Genomic DNA, 18107 nt, shown 5'->3' with positions numbered 1-18107 from the left:
GTTGTCGCATTATTATTCAAGATTATTCTCTCGTATATGGTTTGTACAAAAGTAATCAAAATATGCCTTTAATAAAAATAAAATACTGTCTTAATGGACACAATAATAAGGTGAAACTATATCAAACCGGCCAGTAGTTTTTTCACGACCCAATATCCTACCCTAGCCTCCGAAATCCCCTGCAATAGCCGATGATGACAAACAAATGCATCGTCAATAATTTCCGCTTCCATATAATAAAAACAACAGGCAGGATCTTTTTCAAATGCTTTCGCATACTCCAGAATATGAGTTGATATAAGGAAATGGCAACAAGAGAATCTTTTCAATAATTCATTGACTGCAAGAGAAGCCTCAAAAGCATCCTTAGCGTTAGTTCCGCGAAACATTTCATCCAAAACGACCAAACAACGTTTTCCTGTAAGCGCTTTTTGCATCACTTCTTTTATACGAAGAACCTCTGCCATGAAATGGCTTCGCCCGTCACGCAAAGAGTCCGGCAAATTAATAGAAGTATAAATACCTTCGTAAAGAGGACAAACCATTGACTTCACCGGGACAGGCAGTCCACAATGCGCCAGCCAGACAGCCAAAGTCAGTGCTTTTAAAGTGGTTGACTTTCCCGCCATGTTAGAACCCGTAAAAATACTGATATTTCCCCGAGACATCACCCAGCTATTCTCCCGTACATTTTTCACAAAAGGATGAACTACACCCTCAACCGAAAAATCCATTGTTTCCACCACTTTCGGTGTACAACAGAAATTTTTCTCTCTCGCTACCCGGTGGGCTGTCCGACAGACATCCAATAAATACAAAACTGATAATAATTCTTTCAAAGACAACAAACGGGTACATCGAAATAGATAATCGTATTTATCTATCGTATAATTAGATAGCCGCCTTTCTTCGCCAGAAGTCTGTTCCAAGACTTCACCTAATTCACTTCCGGACAAAATATCATTCACCATACGGGCTGACTCCTTCATCAATTGTGGGGCATCCTCATCCAATTCTTTCGCCCACCTCTCCAAACAATGCAGCAAATGTATTACCAATTTCACTCCCCGACAAATAACATAACGGGTTGAATCATATCTCAACAGGCGATCTATGACAGTAGCACATGACAGTAAGACGTGTGCTTCCCTGATCTGGTCGCGATAAGCCAGATAATATTCAATAAAATCCAGTTCTTCTTCATTCAAAAGAAGTTCAGGTAAAGCATCCCACGCAACAGCCTCCTGCCTTTTGCGGATCATATCCAAATCACTTAGCGGATACATAACCCAGTTCATCATCAATGATTTTCCTTCTTTCGTCTCTGTTTTAGAAAACAAAGAGAAAAGAAACTGCTCATTGTTTGCAGTCTCCGTTATGCTTAAATCCGCATAGGTCTGTTTGTCTGTATCCAGATACGTCATAGCTGTCTTTAAAAGTAAATAGTCTCGTTTTGACAAATATAGGAAAAAAAACTAAACAGACAGTATTCCTTTTCATAGAAAGACACAGTATAGCAATAAAAAAGGCGGTTCGAAATCGAACCGCCTTCCATATTATATCTGATTCTCCAATTAGAGTTTCGGACCAGCAGCAACCAAAGCCTTACCAGCTTCGTTACCAGTAAATTTAGCGAAGTTCTTGATGAAACGTCCAGCCAAATCTTTAGCTTTTTCTTCCCATTGGCAAGCACATTCGTAAGTGTCGCGTGGGTCAAGGATCTTCGGATCAACACCCGGAAGTTCTGTAGGAACAACAAAGTCGAAGAAAGGAATAACCTTAGTAGGAGCTTTGTCGATAGAACCGTCAAGGATAGCGTCGATAATACCACGAGTATCTTTGATAGAGATACGTTTACCAGAACCATTCCATCCAGTGTTAACCAAGTATGCTTTAGCACCAGTCATCTCCATCTTCTTAACCAGTTCTTCTGCATATTTAGTTGGGTGCAATGACAAGAAAGCAGCACCGAAACAAGCCGAGAATGTCGGAGTCGGTTCAGTGATACCACGTTCCGTACCAGCCAATTTAGCTGTAAATCCAGACAAGAAGTAGTATTGAGCCTGTTCCGGGTTCAGGATAGATACTGGAGGCAATACACCGAACGCATCAGCCGACAAGAAGATAACTTGTTTTGCGTGAGGACCTTTAGAAACCGGTTTAACGATGTTTTCGATGTGATAGATAGGATAAGAAACACGAGTGTTTTCAGTCACGCTCTTGTCAGTGAAATCAATCTTACCGTTAGCGTCAACAGTTACGTTTTCAAGTAAAGCGTCACGTTTGATAGCATTGTAGATATCTGGTTCGCTTTCTTTATCCAAGTTGATAACCTTAGCGTAGCAACCACCTTCGTAGTTGAATACACCTTCGTTATCCCATCCGTGTTCGTCGTCACCGATCAATTTACGTTTCGGGTCAGTAGACAAAGTAGTCTTACCTGTACCAGACAATCCGAAGAAGATAGCAGAGCTAGTTCCTTCCATATCAGTGTTAGCAGAGCAGTGCATAGAAGCGATACCACGAAGCGGGTTCATGTAGTTCATGATAGAGAACATACCTTTCTTCATTTCACCACCGTACCAAGTATTCAGGATTACTTGTTCTTTAGTCTTCAGGTTGAATACTGTAGCAGTTTCAGAGTTCAAGCCCAGTTCTTTGTAGTTGTCAACTTTTGCTTTAGAAGCGTTGAAACATACGAAATCAGGTTCTCCGTAGTTAGCAAGTTCTTCAGCAGTCGGGCGAATGAACATGTTAGTTACGAAATGAGCCTGCCAAGCTACTTCCATGATGAAACGTACTTTCATACGAGTAGCTTCGTTAGCACCACAGAAAGTATCAACAACGAACAAACGTTTGCCGGAAAGTTGTTTTACAGCTTTAGCTTTCAAGTCAGCCCAAGCTTCTTCAGTACATGGTTTGTTATCGTTTTTATATTCTTCGGAAGTCCACCATACAGAATCAGCAGAAGCTTCATTCTTAACGAAGAATTTATCTTTAGGAGAACGACCGGTGTAGATACCTGTCATTACATTCACAGCGCCTAATTCAGTAACTTGACCTTTTTCAAAGCCTTCCAGACTCGGTTTTGTTTCCTCAGCGAACAAAACATCATAAGACGGATTGTGCAAAATCTCAGTCACACCTGTGATGCCGTACTTGCTTAAATCTAAATTTGCCATTTTCTTTGAATTAATTAAAATTGGTATTTTGTTTTCTATCTCTTTTCACCTTAACATGGGGAGCTTTGGATACCCCCTTGTAAATCCGGCTACAAAAGTAATACTTTCTTTGGAAAGGAAGAAGGTATTAGAGAAATTTTTCCCTAATTGAAACTCTTTTATAAATTCCTAACAATATCTGCAAACTGAATATTGCAATTTGAAAGATTATCGTTTACTTTGCAAGCCAGTATGTTATCAATACTATGAAAATGAGATTAAAATTTGATTAAAATATAATATGAAAGTAATTGATTTTGGCCAAACTAATTCGATTCTAAACCAGTACATATCCGAAATTAGAAATGTAGAAGTTCAGAACGACCGCCTGCGTTTCCGCCGTAACATCGAACGGATCGGAGAAATCATGGCTTATGAAATGAGTAAAGAGTTTAAATACTCGGTAAAGAACATCCAGACACCACTGGGAATCGCTCCGGTCAGTACACCGGACAACAATTTAGTAATCAGTACGATCCTGCGTGCTGGTCTGCCTTTCCATCAAGGTTTCCTTAGCTATTTCGACAGGGCGGAGAATGCGTTTGTTTCCGCTTACCGCAAATATAAAGATACGCTAAAATTCGATATACATATAGAATATATCGCTTCTCCCCGCATTGATGACAAAACGCTGATTATCACCGACCCTATGCTGGCAACAGGAGGGAGTATGGAACTTAGTTACCAGGCAATGCTGACCAAAGGACACCCTGCCGAAATTCATGTTGCTTCGATTATCGCCAGCCAAAAGGCTATCGATCATATAAAGAATGTATTTCCTGAAGACAAGACAACAATCTGGTGCGCAGCCATCGATCCCGAACTCAACGAACATTCTTACATTGTTCCGGGACTGGGCGATGCAGGCGATCTTGCCTATGGTGAAAAAGAATAAACGTTTAAAGATTCTTCCGATATTGCTGCGGTGAAACCCCAACCTGCTTCTTAAAGAACGTACCGAAATAAGAAGCATTGGGGAAGCCGAAGGCATTTGAAATCTCCTGAATATCTTTCTGCGTATTTTTAAGCAATGAGATGCTCTTACGAATGATAGCTTTGAATACAAGTTCCTGCACGGTATATCCGCAGATACTCTTAGAAACGGCAGAAAGATATTTAGGAGACAAACACAATTTATCCGCATAAAACTCAACACCCCGTTCCTGCATATAATATTTTTCGATTAACTGGATCAAGTGAATAAAGACTTCATTTTTGCGTCCTCCCACTTCCCGCCCGTCATTGACGAGTTTGCGATTATAAATAGAGCAAATCCTGTACGTCAATGCAAGTAGAAGTAATTTCTGCTCATAAAGTTTAAATGAATTTTCTTCCGACTGTAACACATTGTCCAATAAGGACATATACTTTACAATCTCTTCTTCCTCACCAGTAGACCATACACAAGAAGGTTCTTCGGGAGTAAGGCGGGAATACATATACATGGAAACAACCAGATTCCCCATAATATCCCGGATCGGTTCTATCTGATAGATCAAAATCCGCACCTCCATGTCTTCCGACTCTTGCAAAACCTGAAACTCGCCGTCTTCGGGAATAAACAAACTTTCGCCTGCTCCTGCGAAATGCTTTTTCTGATTAAGCGAAAACTGGAAATTACCCTGGCGGCAAATAATCAGCCCCAGCCCTTTCATTTGAAAAGGTTTCTTCAGTGAGGGTGGAAAATTTACAAATATCCCTTCGGAACTACATATATTTTTCCCACTTAATAAATCGCGATCAAACTGCAATAAACGATCTTGTCCGCTATCCATCATACTAATATATTAACAGATCATTATCAAAAACGACGCTAAGTTAGCAATTTTCGTTTAGGATAAGGAACAACGAGCACAAATATCATACAAATTAACCCACCATAAATTGTCCATCCCGCCATCTCTTTGAGTGCAGAGAGCGTGGCCTGCACCTGAATACGCCCTTTGGTAGATATAGCAGCCATGTTACGGGCTTCCGTCTCACTCTTTCCCTGATATTTCATACCCTGTACCGTACCAAGGAAGGAAGTGGAAGCATCCGGATTAAGCAGGTCCACATTTTGCGCATAACGGGTTATATAGTGTTGTTGCCGCTCTTGCAAAACATTTGTATAAATTGCTCCGCCAATACTCGGTCCCACAACCATACGCACAGTAAGCATAATACAGATCCAGGTGGAAAGATATTTAAAAGGCATACGTTGATTGGCATAAGCAGCCGTCAGCGCATACAGAATCATCATGCCTGTGGCACGGATGATAACTGCATATTTCAGACGCTCGTAAACTCCTGCAGTCTGTACCTCGAAATACATGAAAACAGCTGATAAAGACAGGAAGAAGAATCCCATCGCAAACAGATACTTAAAATGTATCCCTTTACCTCCCAACACCATAGCAATCACGGCGCCAATAGCATAACCTACCATACACCAATTACCTAATGAAGCATTTTGCAGATTATCGAGATGCATCCCCACTCCTGCAAACACATTGACAAACATAGCACTGGAGTTTATCACCATCAATAATAAGTAAAGTAATGCTCCCATACGTATAGTACGCAGTTTGAACGCATCCAGCAAAACATAAGGCGACCGGCGCGTTACGTCCATATATAGAAAAATTCCCGCAAACAGAATACTTACAGCTGTCGCCCAACGGATAGATTCGTCATCATACCAGTCGAGTACTTTTCCATAAACCAGCACATACGTGAGACAAGTCAGCGAGATGCAAAATGCAGTGACATTGCCGAACTTACGGAAATTAATAGGAAACCTTCCGGGAAACTTATAATTCGGCATGGTAATAAACAAGAGCAAAATAGAGATCAGGAGAATCCCCATCATAAAGTAATACACATATTTCCACTCATATTCAAAGGACAGCCAAGCCGTCAATGCTGTGCCCGACTGTCCTAGAATCATAAAAAACAGATAAACAGCCGGCTGACTCACACATCTTTCAATGTCCAATTTATTCCAACCGGCAGTATCTTTCGGCTCCAACCCCGGAGTAATATTGCGGGTAGCTTCCATTCCACCCGCATACCAAATAAGTGTGAACAGATTGACCATCATCAGTACCATACGCAAGAAACCCGTCAGAAGACTACAAAGCGCCAACAGAAAAACGCTGTCTGTCTTTGCACAGATATAACTGAATATATACATGAACGCAAACCCGACAATACACATCATCTTCTCCCGCCGTACACACACCAACTGATATAGGAAAGGAGCAAAGGCTGCCATACCAATAGAAGTAACAAAGTTGGCAAACTGGATATGCTCGGATATTATGCCAAGCCCGCTCATCATTTCGGTGCTATTCACCGAATAAACCCCGCCTACCGTAAGAATCGGCAGAAAGAAAAATAACAGAATGATAATACCCAACGGCTTGGGCATCCAACCATAGAAAGGATAATTTTTAGGATAAGAGGGCATCGGACTAATTAAAAATATAAATTAAAAATTATAAGGCACTGTATATAGACAGAAGAGGCGGAGGGATTAGAGTCTGGCTTTCACTACTACCATCATGCCTGCTGCTAATCGTTCGTTATCTTCTTTCGATAAATCGGTGAAATCGATTCGTACGGGAATACGTTGCTGAATCTTCACAAAATTACCTGCCGAATTATCCGTCGGCACTAATGAATATTTAGATCCGGTAGCTCCTGATATAGAGGTGACTTTGCCTTTAAACTCTTTATCGCTAATGGCATCTACTGTGACAAATACTTCCTGTCCGATATGCAGGTTCTCGATTTGTGTCTCCTTATAATTGGCAACGATCCATTTCTGGGTATCGGGAAGAATATAGGTGATGGTCTGCCCTGCCGAAATAAACTGTCCTTCCTCTAATGAGCGACGACCGAGCTTTCCGTCACAAGGAGCTATTACAACCGTATAGGAAAGATTCAACCGAGCCATTTCAAGCGCAGCTGTTGCTCTTTGAATAGCCGCTTCGGTATTCATGCGACGGTAGGACACTTCATCTACACCGGAAAGAGCTGCTTTTTTCTGCCTTTTCGTAGCTTCCAGCTTCTTACGCGTAGCTTCATAATCAGTGACAATCTGTTCAAGTTGGATAGGAGTAGCCGCATTTCGTTTCACGAGGTTCTCATATCGTTTCCGGTCTTTTTCCAGTTTCGCCAACCGTACTTCAATCTCGGCAATAGACGCATCGTAAACAGATGCTGTTGTCTGCGTGGTATTGAGTGTAGCATTGATGACGGTCGCACCGGCTTGCGCATCCTTCAAGGCAGCTTCAGCCTCCATTACGCGAATTTTATATTCACGATCATCCAGTACCAGCAAAGTATCTCCTTTATGTACCTCCTGATGTTCTGTAAAGTAGATTTTGTCAATGTAACCTGAAGCACGTAGATTGATAGGAGACACATATTGTTCTATTTGTGCATCGTTACTAGTCTCCGTCTGGCTATAATTCAAAAAAAGGCAGATCACTTCAATCACTCCCCAAACAATAATAGCCACTCCGAAAAGGCTGATAGCAATCTGCCAGCGACGAAGTTTCTTCATTTTTTTTGCTTTCTCCTGATGAGTAGCGGAAGGAAGGTTATTTTCCATTGTTTCCATATTTATGATTGTTATTTGCGTATTATTTGACTAATGATTCTATTTGTCCGGTCAGTTTAAGCAGCATCAGGTTAGTCACCCGATAGTTATAATGTGCGCTGATATAGTTGTTTTGAGCTTCGCTCATCTGCATTTCATCTTGCAGCACTTCCGTCATAGAAGCAATGCCTTCCCGGTAACGGTCGGAAGTGACTGCGTACACATCTTCGGCAAGCAAGTAGTTATCCTTCTGTTTCTTAAAGTTACGCTGATTGTTCATCAGGTCGTTCACAGCATTCAGATATTGAGTTTGCAGATTCTTCCGGGCATCTTCCCATGCCAGCCTTTTGTTCTCTATATCGATCATCGCCTTCTTTATTTTATAGGTTTTATCCAGTCCGTCGAAAATCGGAATACGCAAGGTTAGCCCCACTCCATAGGAACGAAACCATTGATTGGACGGACCGGAGTGGAACCAATGATAACCTTTATCCGTATATGCAGCATATCGCCAGCTACCTGTCAGACTAAGAGAAGGGATATATCCATTAGTAATGATCTTCTTTTGCCGTTCCGCCAGTTGCACTTGCGATTGTGAGAGTTGAAGTTCATAGATATTTTCCGACAAGCCGGTCAGGGCTACCGTAGTAATGCTATCGGTATTTACCGGTGTCAGCGCGATTTCCTTTTCAGCCGGATAATCCATAATGTATTTCAGCATATTCAATTGCTGTTTCATCATTGCTTGTGCATTGTCATATTGCACCTTCAGATTTTCCAAATTGATATTGACTCTTTTCAGATCGACTTCCATAGACATTCCGTTATCGAAGAAAGCCTGTGTAATATCTCTCAATTCCTCCAGACGGGTGATATTAGCTTTTATCAGCATGATTTGTTCGGCCGTGACCTGTCCGAGATAATACATCTTACTGATTTGAAGAATAACATCTTCCCTGGCTTTTCCATAAGACAGACGACTGATTTCTTCCATCACTTTAGCTATGGACATAGAAGTATAAAGAGTCTGATTGAAAAGCGGCATCTGCATTTCCAGTCCTGCATTAGCAGAATGTTGCAGCGTCTGCGTTATATTATAAGGAACACCGTAAGATGATCCGTCTGTGACGGACACCGGAGGATCAAAATTGTTACTATAACCGGCTATCGCATTTATTTGCGGCAACAGCTTCGAACGGTTTTCAGATACGCCATATTTACTTTTTTGTATTTCTTTACGTTTCCCTTCTAACGACAAGTTATTGTCAATACCAATGCGGAGACAATCCTCTAATGTCAGAATCTCTACCTCCTGTGTGTTCCCACGTAACACGAACAAGAAAAAAAAGGAAAAAATGAATAGTAGTCTTTTCATAACATAATGCTCTATTATTGGCTACAAATTTAGTAGCTTACAGCATAATAAGACTATCCACAAACTATTTGTTTATATTCATATTTTCCTTTTTCAATGAACAAACAATAAACAACTACTCTCAAAAACATTACACTTAATATGTTTCTATGAACAGCGTTTGTTTTTTCATATTTTTTTAGTGAATGTAAAATAAGGGCGGCGCTCTTTGTGAGGAGGAGTGCCGCCCTTATTTTACAACCTTACAATACATCATGAAGGTTAATGACTATTACATTTCGCTTAAGGCTTCTTCGCTATCTTGCTGCGCTGCATCAACGCAAAGATTATAACTCCGATCAACAACAAAGTCAGTGCCGCATAAGCAATACTTTCTGTAACCTGTATGCTTTGTGGATCAAACCACATTTCGATGGTATGTTCCCCTGCCGGTACATTTATCGCACGCAAGATATAATCTGCACGGGCAATATCGACAGGCTGACCGTCAATAGTCGCCTGCCATCCCGGATAATATATTTCGGAGAAGACAACAACTCCGTCTTTAGGAGTGGAAGCCTTGTAGACCAAACGATTCGGCTCGTAACTAGTCAACTGGATGGTAGATAGAGAATCTTTATATCCTTCTGTCACACCTTTCAATTGTTCTTTAAACTTCACATCCACTACGGCTGTTTCCGTTGGAAGAATATCATTCAAAGCGTCGATTTCTTCATTTGCATTATTTACATACTGCACCTTATCTACGAACCATGCATTACCGTATGCATAAGGATTTACCACAGGAACAGCCTGCCCTTGCTCGCCGGCAGGGAAAATGAAGTATTTTGTATTCAGCATATTCAGTACACGGAATTTGGAAGCGTCTACACTGTCCATCTGTCCGCCGGCAGTAGCCACCGCCTGATAGGTTTCCTGCATTTCGGGCATGATATGATGATCGATCATTTCCTGATAGCGACGGAGCTTCGCTGCATGATAACCACCGACACTCTTATGCCAGTATGCCGTGTTGTTTTCATTAAACGTATTACCGGGGAAGCCTATAAAGTTCAACACACGATAATTTAAAGTAGTATCCTGAAGGATCATCTCATCCGCCTGTGTTTTAACAAACGCTTCTGTCTGTTTGGATTTCGGCACAAACTGTTCGTCATTCAAATAGCGTTTATTAATGCTCCACATATCTATCAAACATAAAAGCGCAATACCAGCCAATGTGAAAGAAGCTTTCAACTTCCGCTGTTGATATAAGAATAAAAACAGGCAACCAATCATTATAATAAAGAAACTACGCCATGCGTCCGAAGCAATAATAGCTTCACGCATTTCAGTCAGGTTTGCCACAAACGGAGCCAAATGTTCGGCTGGAAGTGCTTGTTTCAAAGCAGCCATCTCTTGTGTCGTAATAAAACCGGAGAAGAAAGCACCCGGAGCAACAGCTAAAACCAACGCAACACCAGCAGTCAGTACCAAAGTGGCAACCACCCCTCCACGGTTCTCTTTCAACTTTAGCGTATCCGGTTTGCTCAAAATCTCTTTCAAGGCAAAAATCGCCAACAAAGGAATGGTAAATTCAGCAATCACCAGAATGGAAGATACGGCACGGAACTTATTGTACATCGGGACGTAATCGATAAAGAAGTCCGTCAATCCCATGAAATTCTTTCCCCATGAAAGCAGAATCGAGAAAATAGTAGCTCCTAGCAATGCCCATTTCAGAGGACCTTTCACAATGAAACAACCCAATACGAACAGGAACATCACAAATGCCCCGACATATACAGGACCGGCTGTCCACGGTTGCTCACCGAAATATTGCGGCAACTGCGAATAAATGCCGCTATACATTGGATTGGCCTTTGCCATAGCAACTTCGCTTTGCGACATCGTAGCCCCTGATCCTCCTCCCTTTACGTTCGGAACCAGCAACGTCAATGTCTCGCCGATACCATAACTCCAGTTGGTTATGTAGTCACGGTCCAACCCGCTACTTGCCTGGCTAGCCGCAGCGCCCTCCTGCTTCAATTCGCTCTTGCCGCGCATCGTCTCCTTACTATATTCATAAGTATGATACAGATTGGAGATATTGATACAAACTCCTACCACGGCAGCCAATGCCAAAATTGCGCTGGCCTTGAAGAAATGGGGCAGTTCTTTCTTTTTATAAGCATCTTCAAAGTACGCTCCTACAAAAAACAGAATCACAAACATGAAATAATAGCTCATCTGAATGTGATTCGACTGAATCTGAAGGGCGATGAACAGGGCCGTAACGATTCCGCCCAACAGGTATTTCTTCCGGTAAGCCAGAACGACACCTGCAATCGTAGGTGGTATATAAGCCAATGTCACAAACTTCCAAATATGCCCTGACGGTATCAGAATGAAGAAATAGGAAGAGAATGCCCATATCACTCCGCCTAATCCTGCCAGCCAGGCCGATATTCCAAACGCCCGCAAGAGGATATAGAATCCCAGCATCATGATAAAAGTCAGCACTACATAATCCGGGAGAAAGAGGCGATAAACCTTCTCCACCCCTTTCAGGGACGTTGTCGAGTCGTAACTCGGAGACATCTGATAAGTAGGCATACCTCCAAAAATCGAGTTTGTCCAGCGCGTACGTTCTCCGGTACGCTCGAGATACTCTTTCGATTCTTGTCCTGCACCGACTCCGGCAGCCGTGTCATGCTGAAACAAGATACGACCTTCGATATCAGCCGGAAAAAAATAGGCGAAAGAAAGAATGATAAAAGCCAGAATGGCTATTAAGTCAGGAAGAAACTTTTTCATTTACGATGACACGATTTACTATTTACGATTGAAGTTTGAATATAAAAATAAATACGACCGGACAATCTAACATTTACAATTGATAACAGTGGAATATCAATCTCCCTTATTTATCAATCGTAAATGGTAAATCGTCTAATCGTAAATCAAATTAGTATCTATAATGATCTGCTTTATAAGGTCCGTCCACCGATACACCAATATAAGCGGCCTGTTCGGGAGTCAGCTTAGTCAGTTTCACACCGATCTTTTCAAGATGCAGGCGAGCCACTTCCTCGTCCAGATGCTTCGGCAAGCGATATACATTGATATCATATTTCTTGTTGAACAGTTCTATCTGCGCCAATGTCTGATTGGTAAATGAATTACTCATCACGAATGACGGGTGTCCTGTTGCACATCCCAGATTTACCAGACGACCGTCGGCCAACAAGATAATGCTATGTCCATCCGGGAAATAATAACGGTCTACTTGTGGTTTGATGTTCACACATTTGATGCCCGGATAATGTTTCAAAGCATCTACCTGAATTTCATTATCGAAATGGCCGATGTTGCAAACGATAGCCTGGTCTTTCATTTTCTCCATGTGGTCGATACGGATAATATCGATATTACCTGTCGTAGTCACGAAGATGTTACCTTCCAGACAAGCCTCTTCCATCGTCACTACTTCGAAACCTTCCATTGCAGCCTGCAGTGCACAGATCGGGTCTACCTCCGTCACGAGCACCCGCGCTCCATAAGAACGCATGGAGTGAGAACAGCCTTTACCCACATCACCATAACCGCATACCACTACTACTTTTCCGGCAATCATCACATCTGTTGCACGCTTGATTCCGTCGGCCAACGATTCGCGGCAACCGTACAGATTATCAAACTTAGATTTCGTTACCGAGTCGTTTACATTGAATGCCGGGAACAGCAATTTGCCTTCTTCCTGCATCTGATACAAACGGTGTACGCCTGTCGTAGTCTCTTCAGATACGCCACGCACTTCTTCCGCTACGCGATGCCAGCGAGTACTGTCTTCTGCCAACACTTTCTTCAAGATAGCATTCAGTTCTATTTCATCCTCCGCGTGTACTTCCTTATCCAATACGGCAGCATTATTTTCAGCATCATAACCCACGTGGATCATCATTGTCGCGTCACCGCCATCATCTACAATCACATTCGGTCCCTTGCCGCCGTCAAAGCTCAATGCCTGCAACGTGCACCACCAATAATCGGCAAGAGTCTCGCCCTTCCATGCAAATACCGGTACACCGGCAGCAGCTATCGCAGCAGCAGCATGATCCTGCGTTGAATATATATTACAAGAGCACCAACGTACTTCAGCTCCTAAAGCCACTAATGTTTCAATCAGCACAGCCGTTTGAATGGTCATGTGCAACGACCCCATAATGCGGGCACCTTTTAACGGTTTGGATTCTCCATACTTTTCGCGAAGAGCCATCAGGCCGGGCATTTCTTTTTCTGCCAAATCGATTTCCTTGCGTCCGAAATCAGCAAGTGTAATATCTGCCACCTTATAGGGCAGAGTAGAGAATAATTCTGTAGACATATTGTAAATCATTTATATATAATGGATGCAAAGATAGAACATTCTGATTAGTAGGGCAAAAGCTATCCGTTTTTTTTATATTATAATAACTAGGGAGGCTGTCAGCATCTCGGAATATTGTTTTATATTTGCAACAGATAAAACAACTTCTACAACATTCTAATGAATAATAATGAATCTTCTATGAGAAATTACGAAAACAAAACAAAGGAGGATCTTTTAGAAATAATCGAACAATTAGAGAAGAAAATAGATTTCCTTTCCTCTCATTCTTCAGATTCTTCCTCTCCCTCCAAAGGACGTTTTCGTGATAAATATAGTACCCGGATACTGGATGCTCTTCCTGACATGCTCACCGTCTTCGACCATGACGCCAATATTATAGAGCTTGCTTCTTCTCCGGCAACTAATCACGTAGAAGGTATCAGCCCCAACAATATCACTACCACTAACGTAAAAGACATTCTGCCCAAAGAGGCTTATGAAAGTGTCCGCAAGAATATGGATAAGGTGATTCTCACAGGAGAAAGTTCAACAGCCAGACACGATCTTATGTTGAATGGTGTTTTACATCACTACGAAAACCGTATCTTTCCTTTGGATAAAGAGTATCTGTTGTGTATGTGCCGTGATATATCCCAACAATGGGAGGCGGAACAGACGAATGCCCAGCAACAGAAAGAACTAAAGGCTGCCAGAATCAAAGCGGAAGAGTCGGACCGATTGAAATCTGCTTTTCTGGCAAACATGAGTCATGAAATACGTACCCCGCTCAATGCCATTGTAGGATTCTCCAAACTAATCACTTACGCAACATCTGCAGAAGAGAAGAATCAATATTCGGAAATCATCGAACGAAATTCGGAAATGCTGCTGAATCTATTCAATGATATTCTGGATCTGGCATCACTTGAAGCTGATTCTCTAAAATTCAATATCCGCCCGATCAAATTAATAGATATCTGCCTGCAGCTGGAACAACAATTCTGTCATAAGACGCAAAACGGTGTCAAACTTATTCTGGACGACGTAGATACGGACATGTATACTTCGGGAGACTGGAATCGCATCATACAAATTATAAGTAACTTGCTTAGTAACGCTACGAAGTTTACCCCGAAAGGAGAAATTCATTTCGGCTATCGGGAAAAGGAGGATTTTGTAGAGTTCTACGTTAAAGATAGCGGCATCGGCATTCCGGCAGCAAGAATTGCCACAATTTTCCGGCGCTTTGGAAAGGTCGACGATTTTGTTCAGGGAACAGGATTGGGATTAACTCTTTGCAGAATGTTAGTAGAGAAGATGGGTGGACGTATCTGGTTGCGCTCCCAGGAAGGCCAGGGGAGCAGATTCTATTTTACCCTACCTTTGATTCGTCAATAAAGATCGATTAAGGACACAAATATCTGTGTCCAGGCATGACCTTACATGACTATTTACAATTAAATATAGATATACAGAAAACGCGGCTTGTTGGTAACAAAACCGCGTTTTCCGCATATATCTATGTTTGAAATATATTCATTTATTCCTTAGCAGCCGGAGCACTAAGCATTTCTTTATATTTCACCGGATCATTCAGAATTTTCATCGCTTCCTTCAAACCGTCATCATCCTTCAACTGCTGGATGATATTACCACGTTGGTAATAGTAACGCTTGATAATTTCAGTAGCAATCATCTTCTTTATATCAGATGAGAAATAATCCAAGTCGCGGTCAAGATCATGATTTAACTTCTTCTCAAGTGCCTTGAACTCCTCTGAAGCATCATCCATATACCCTTCAAACTCGGCAGCTTCTTTCAACGTTTTCAGAATTTTCTCGCTTTGCTGGTCATATTTGAAATCAGCTTTCTTCACCAACGCTTTAAAATCATTATAATCGGCATCTGTCACCTCAAACTTCTCCGGAGCAACGATGGTAGGATGTTTCAAACAATACTGAGTTGCATAATCAAAAATCAGATTATCGCGTACCAGATAGAAGAGGATATTCGGTAATTTCTCCTGTTTGATAACAATATCCGGCATTACACCACCTCCGTCGCGTACTTCACGTCCGGCAGCCGTATGGAATACCTTAGTCAAACTGTCAGGAATGGTTCCTACACTTCCATCTTCATTACGATGCTTGTAGTCAATAGCCTGTACACAACGTCCACTTGGAATATAATATTTGGAGGTAGTCACTTTCATCGTTCCGCCATAAGGCAAAGAGCGGGGAACCTGTACCAGTCCTTTTCCGAAGGTACGGTTACCAACGATAACGGCACGGTCGAGATCCTGCAGAGAACCTGATAAGATTTCGGAAGCAGAAGCGGTTCCACTATTTACCAATACCGCAATCGGAATATCCAAGTCCAACGGCTCGCGCAATGTCTTATAAGTGTTACTAGCTTGTTTGATTTTCCCTTTGGTCGTTACAATCACCTTTCCACGCGGCAAGAAATAATTCGCAATTTCTACTGCTTCATCCAGCAATCCACCGCCATTACTACGGAGGTCTATCACCAACGAAGTAGCTCCCTGTTTCTTCAAATCCAGAAATGCTTTCTTAAACTCTTTGGAAGGGTTGCCGGAAAAAGTGCTAAGGCTAATGTAACCTACATTATTATCCAATACGGCAGTATAAGGAATCGCCGGATTCTGAATAGACTCACGTACAATCGTGAACTCCATCGGCGTACGTCCACCTTTCTCATTCGGGCGCTCAATCTTTAGCTTAAAACTGGTACCTGCCTGTCCGCGTAACATCTGGCTGACTTCCGCATTATTCTTACCGGCAAGATCCTGTCCGTCAATCTCCATCAGTATATCTCCCGCTTTCAGACCGGCTTTTGCAGCAGGCGTTCCCTCAAAAGGTTCAGAAATCATCGAACGTTTTAGTTTCGTATTATAAGCAATGTAAGAACCCATCCCACCAAATGATCCTTTAATCATCTGCTCCAGTTCACTCTGATCTTCTTCCGGGAAATATTCCGTATAAGGATCCAGCGTATAAAGCATATTATCGATTCCTTCCCGAATCGTTTTATTCGGATCAATGGTATCTACATAGAACATATCCAGTTCTTTCACAATCGCATTAAATATATCCAGATTCTTTGCAATCTGGAAATTACGGTCGTCTCCACTCTTGAAACTAAAGAAAGCAACTGTTGCTATCACCGCTACTGCAACAATAGCTATCTGCCTGTTCAGCAATTTTTTCATACCTCTTTCAATCTAAATGAGTCGTAAAAGTAGCTCAATCCTTTGTTATTCCGCCAGAATCCTGTTAATATTTAACTTAATTTCATCCCAACGTTCCTGTGGTATCGTTGTTCCGATTACCTGAATAACATTTCCCGAGAGAATAGAACCTATTTTCGCACATTTATCCAACGAATATCCGCAAGTCAATCCGTATAAGAATCCGGAAGCAAAATAATCACCGGCACCGGTAGTATCTACCACTTTTTGAACCGAAATGGCCGAAACCTTTATTTCTTCTGTCCCTTTGCGGATATAAGAACCATTTGCCCCCACTTTTACAATAGCAATACTGCATTTCTTGGCAATCACTCTCAAAGCTTCCTCCGGCTCCTTGCCGGTAAAGGCTTTCGCTTCCTCTTCGTTTGCAAAGACAATGTCGACATATTTGTTTATTAACAAGGTGAAGAATTCCAGATCATTAGCCACAATGTTATAACTAGCCATATCGAGACAAATCTGCAAACCGGCTTCTTTAGCCAGTTCAATGGCGTGAAGAATCATTTCGTGGTCCTGAACAAGATAGCCTTCTATAAATAGGTACGCGTAACCTTTAAACATATCCAAGGTCAGTTCCTCTGCTCTCAAAGAAGCCGCTGCTCCCAGATAGGTTCCGAAAGTGCGCTCTCCATCCGGTGAAATAAAAGTGGATGCCACACCGGAAGGCAGTCGATCCGAGGTCAATAATTTGTCTTCAATCTTATTTTTCTGCAGATTTTCACGAAAAAATTCTCCATAATTATCATTTCCCACTTTTCCGATAAACCCTGTTCCAGCACCCAAACAAGCCAGTCCGAGGATGGCATTTCCTGCCGATCCGCCTGTTGCCAAGTGGGTTTTCATCTGTGAAAATTTTGTGTTAATCTGCTGTAACTTAGCGTCATCGATGAGCTGCATGCTTCCTTTGGGTAAACCCATTTCATCCAAAAGAGTATCATCCTTCAGGGTTGCGAGTACGTCTACCAGGGCGTTGCCCAATCCTATTATTTTGTCCATTCCTAATATTTTTTTTGCAAAGATATTGCATATTTCAAAAAAACCTAGTACTTTTGCATCGCAATTGAGAAAAACATTCTTCCTTAGCTCAGTCGGTTAGAGCATCTGACTGTTAATCAGAGGGTCCTTGGTTCAAGTCCAAGAGGAAGAGCAAAGTTGAAAATCTTGATTGCAAACATTCTTCCTTAGCTCAGTCGGTTAGAGCATCTGACTGTTAATCAGAGGGTCCTTGGTTCAAGTCCAAGAGGAAGAGCAAAGTTGAAATCTTGATTGCAAACATTCTTCCTTAGCGTCAGTCGGTTAGAGCA

Annotated in this window: 12 protein-coding genes and 2 tRNA genes; 4 read left to right on the top strand and 10 right to left on the bottom strand. The window is 41.9% G+C overall.

Features of this window, described 5'->3' with window-relative positions:
* Positions 1–116: 116 nt before the first annotated feature.
* Positions 117–1424, bottom strand: a complete 1308-nt coding sequence (locus HMPREF0106_RS21435; RefSeq protein ID WP_009038949.1) for a MutS-related protein — start codon at positions 1422–1424, stop codon at positions 117–119.
* Positions 1425–1574: 150 nt separating this feature from the next.
* Positions 1575–3182 (bottom strand): phosphoenolpyruvate carboxykinase (ATP), encoded by a 1608-nt coding sequence (gene pckA, locus HMPREF0106_RS21440; RefSeq protein ID WP_004317539.1) that lies wholly within the window; start codon positions 3180–3182, stop codon positions 1575–1577.
* Between the two features lie 280 nt (positions 3183–3462).
* Here pckA and upp point away from each other — a divergent pair, with 280 nt between their 5' ends.
* A complete protein-coding gene (gene upp, locus HMPREF0106_RS21445) occupies positions 3463–4116 on the top strand; it encodes a uracil phosphoribosyltransferase (RefSeq protein ID WP_009038948.1) in 654 nt (217 codons plus the stop codon).
* A gap of 4 nt (positions 4117–4120) precedes the next feature.
* Here the strand turns inward: upp and HMPREF0106_RS21450 are convergent, their stop codons facing one another.
* The 6 genes from HMPREF0106_RS21450 to ahcY all read right to left on the bottom strand — a co-directional run bounded on the left by HMPREF0106_RS21450 (position 4121) and on the right by ahcY (position 13550).
* Positions 4121–4996, bottom strand: a complete 876-nt coding sequence (locus HMPREF0106_RS21450; protein ID WP_004302395.1) for a helix-turn-helix domain-containing protein — start codon at positions 4994–4996, stop codon at positions 4121–4123.
* Positions 4997–5034: 38 nt separating this feature from the next.
* Entirely contained in the window at positions 5035–6672 is a 1638-nt protein-coding gene (locus HMPREF0106_RS21455; RefSeq protein WP_009038947.1) for a hypothetical protein, read from the bottom strand.
* A gap of 66 nt (positions 6673–6738) precedes the next feature.
* Positions 6739–7830, bottom strand: coding sequence for an HlyD family secretion protein (locus tag HMPREF0106_RS21460; RefSeq protein WP_004296422.1), 1092 nt, complete (start codon positions 7828–7830; stop codon positions 6739–6741).
* Positions 7831–7852: 22 nt separating this feature from the next.
* Entirely contained in the window at positions 7853–9184 is a 1332-nt protein-coding gene (locus tag HMPREF0106_RS21465; protein ID WP_009038946.1) for a TolC family protein, read from the bottom strand.
* 282 nt (positions 9185–9466) lie between these two features.
* A complete protein-coding gene (locus HMPREF0106_RS21470; RefSeq protein ID WP_009038945.1) occupies positions 9467–11980 on the bottom strand; it encodes a YfhO family protein in 2514 nt (837 codons plus the stop codon).
* 151 nt (positions 11981–12131) lie between these two features.
* Positions 12132–13550, bottom strand: a complete 1419-nt coding sequence (gene ahcY / locus HMPREF0106_RS21475; protein ID WP_004302401.1) for an adenosylhomocysteinase — start codon at positions 13548–13550, stop codon at positions 12132–12134.
* 183 nt (positions 13551–13733) lie between these two features.
* Here ahcY and HMPREF0106_RS21480 point away from each other — a divergent pair, with 183 nt between their 5' ends.
* On the top strand, positions 13734–14933 hold the full coding sequence (locus HMPREF0106_RS21480) for a PAS domain-containing protein (RefSeq protein WP_008646380.1): 1200 nt from the start codon (positions 13734–13736) through the stop codon (positions 14931–14933).
* Positions 14934–15075: 142 nt separating this feature from the next.
* Here HMPREF0106_RS21480 and HMPREF0106_RS21485 read toward each other — a convergent pair whose 3' ends face one another.
* Positions 15076–16764, bottom strand: a complete 1689-nt coding sequence (locus tag HMPREF0106_RS21485) for a S41 family peptidase (protein ID WP_004310710.1) — start codon at positions 16762–16764, stop codon at positions 15076–15078.
* Positions 16765–16809: 45 nt separating this feature from the next.
* Entirely contained in the window at positions 16810–17799 is a 990-nt protein-coding gene (locus HMPREF0106_RS21490; protein ID WP_009000957.1) for an adenosine kinase, read from the bottom strand.
* Positions 17800–17876: 77 nt separating this feature from the next.
* Between HMPREF0106_RS21490 and HMPREF0106_RS21495 the strand changes: the two genes are divergently transcribed.
* Together HMPREF0106_RS21495 and HMPREF0106_RS21500 are read left to right on the top strand one after the other, a co-directional pair.
* Positions 17877–17950, top strand: a tRNA-Asn gene (locus HMPREF0106_RS21495).
* A gap of 28 nt (positions 17951–17978) precedes the next feature.
* Positions 17979–18052: transfer RNA gene (locus HMPREF0106_RS21500), tRNA-Asn, on the top strand.
* Positions 18053–18107: the final 55 nt, after the last annotated feature.

Origin of the sequence: Bacteroides sp. D22 (assembly GCF_000163675.1) — a bacterium.
GTDB lineage: Bacteria > Bacteroidota > Bacteroidia > Bacteroidales > Bacteroidaceae > Bacteroides > Bacteroides xylanisolvens.
Note: the sequence above shows the minus strand (reverse complement) of the source record. Positions and strands in the feature narration are given on the sequence as shown.

Coding starts and splice junctions, on each gene's coding strand:
- HMPREF0106_RS21455 (WP_009038947.1), bottom strand. CDS start 6,672: ATGCCCTCTTATCCTAAAAATTATCCTTTCTATGGTTGGATGCCCAAG.
- HMPREF0106_RS21485 (WP_004310710.1), bottom strand. CDS start 16,764: ATGAAAAAATTGCTGAACAGGCAGATAGCTATTGTTGCAGTAGCGGTG.
- upp (WP_009038948.1), top strand. CDS start 3,463: ATGAAAGTAATTGATTTTGGCCAAACTAATTCGATTCTAAACCAGTAC.
- HMPREF0106_RS21435 (WP_009038949.1), bottom strand. CDS start 1,424: ATGACGTATCTGGATACAGACAAACAGACCTATGCGGATTTAAGCATA.
- HMPREF0106_RS21480 (WP_008646380.1), top strand. CDS start 13,734: ATGAGAAATTACGAAAACAAAACAAAGGAGGATCTTTTAGAAATAATC.
- HMPREF0106_RS21465 (WP_009038946.1), bottom strand. CDS start 9,184: ATGAAAAGACTACTATTCATTTTTTCCTTTTTTTTCTTGTTCGTGTTA.
- HMPREF0106_RS21470 (WP_009038945.1), bottom strand. CDS start 11,980: ATGAAAAAGTTTCTTCCTGACTTAATAGCCATTCTGGCTTTTATCATT.
- HMPREF0106_RS21490 (WP_009000957.1), bottom strand. CDS start 17,799: ATGGACAAAATAATAGGATTGGGCAACGCCCTGGTAGACGTACTCGCA.
- HMPREF0106_RS21460 (WP_004296422.1), bottom strand. CDS start 7,830: ATGGAAACAATGGAAAATAACCTTCCTTCCGCTACTCATCAGGAGAAA.
- HMPREF0106_RS21450 (WP_004302395.1), bottom strand. CDS start 4,996: ATGGATAGCGGACAAGATCGTTTATTGCAGTTTGATCGCGATTTATTA.
- pckA (WP_004317539.1), bottom strand. CDS start 3,182: ATGGCAAATTTAGATTTAAGCAAGTACGGCATCACAGGTGTGACTGAG.
- ahcY (WP_004302401.1), bottom strand. CDS start 13,550: ATGTCTACAGAATTATTCTCTACTCTGCCCTATAAGGTGGCAGATATT.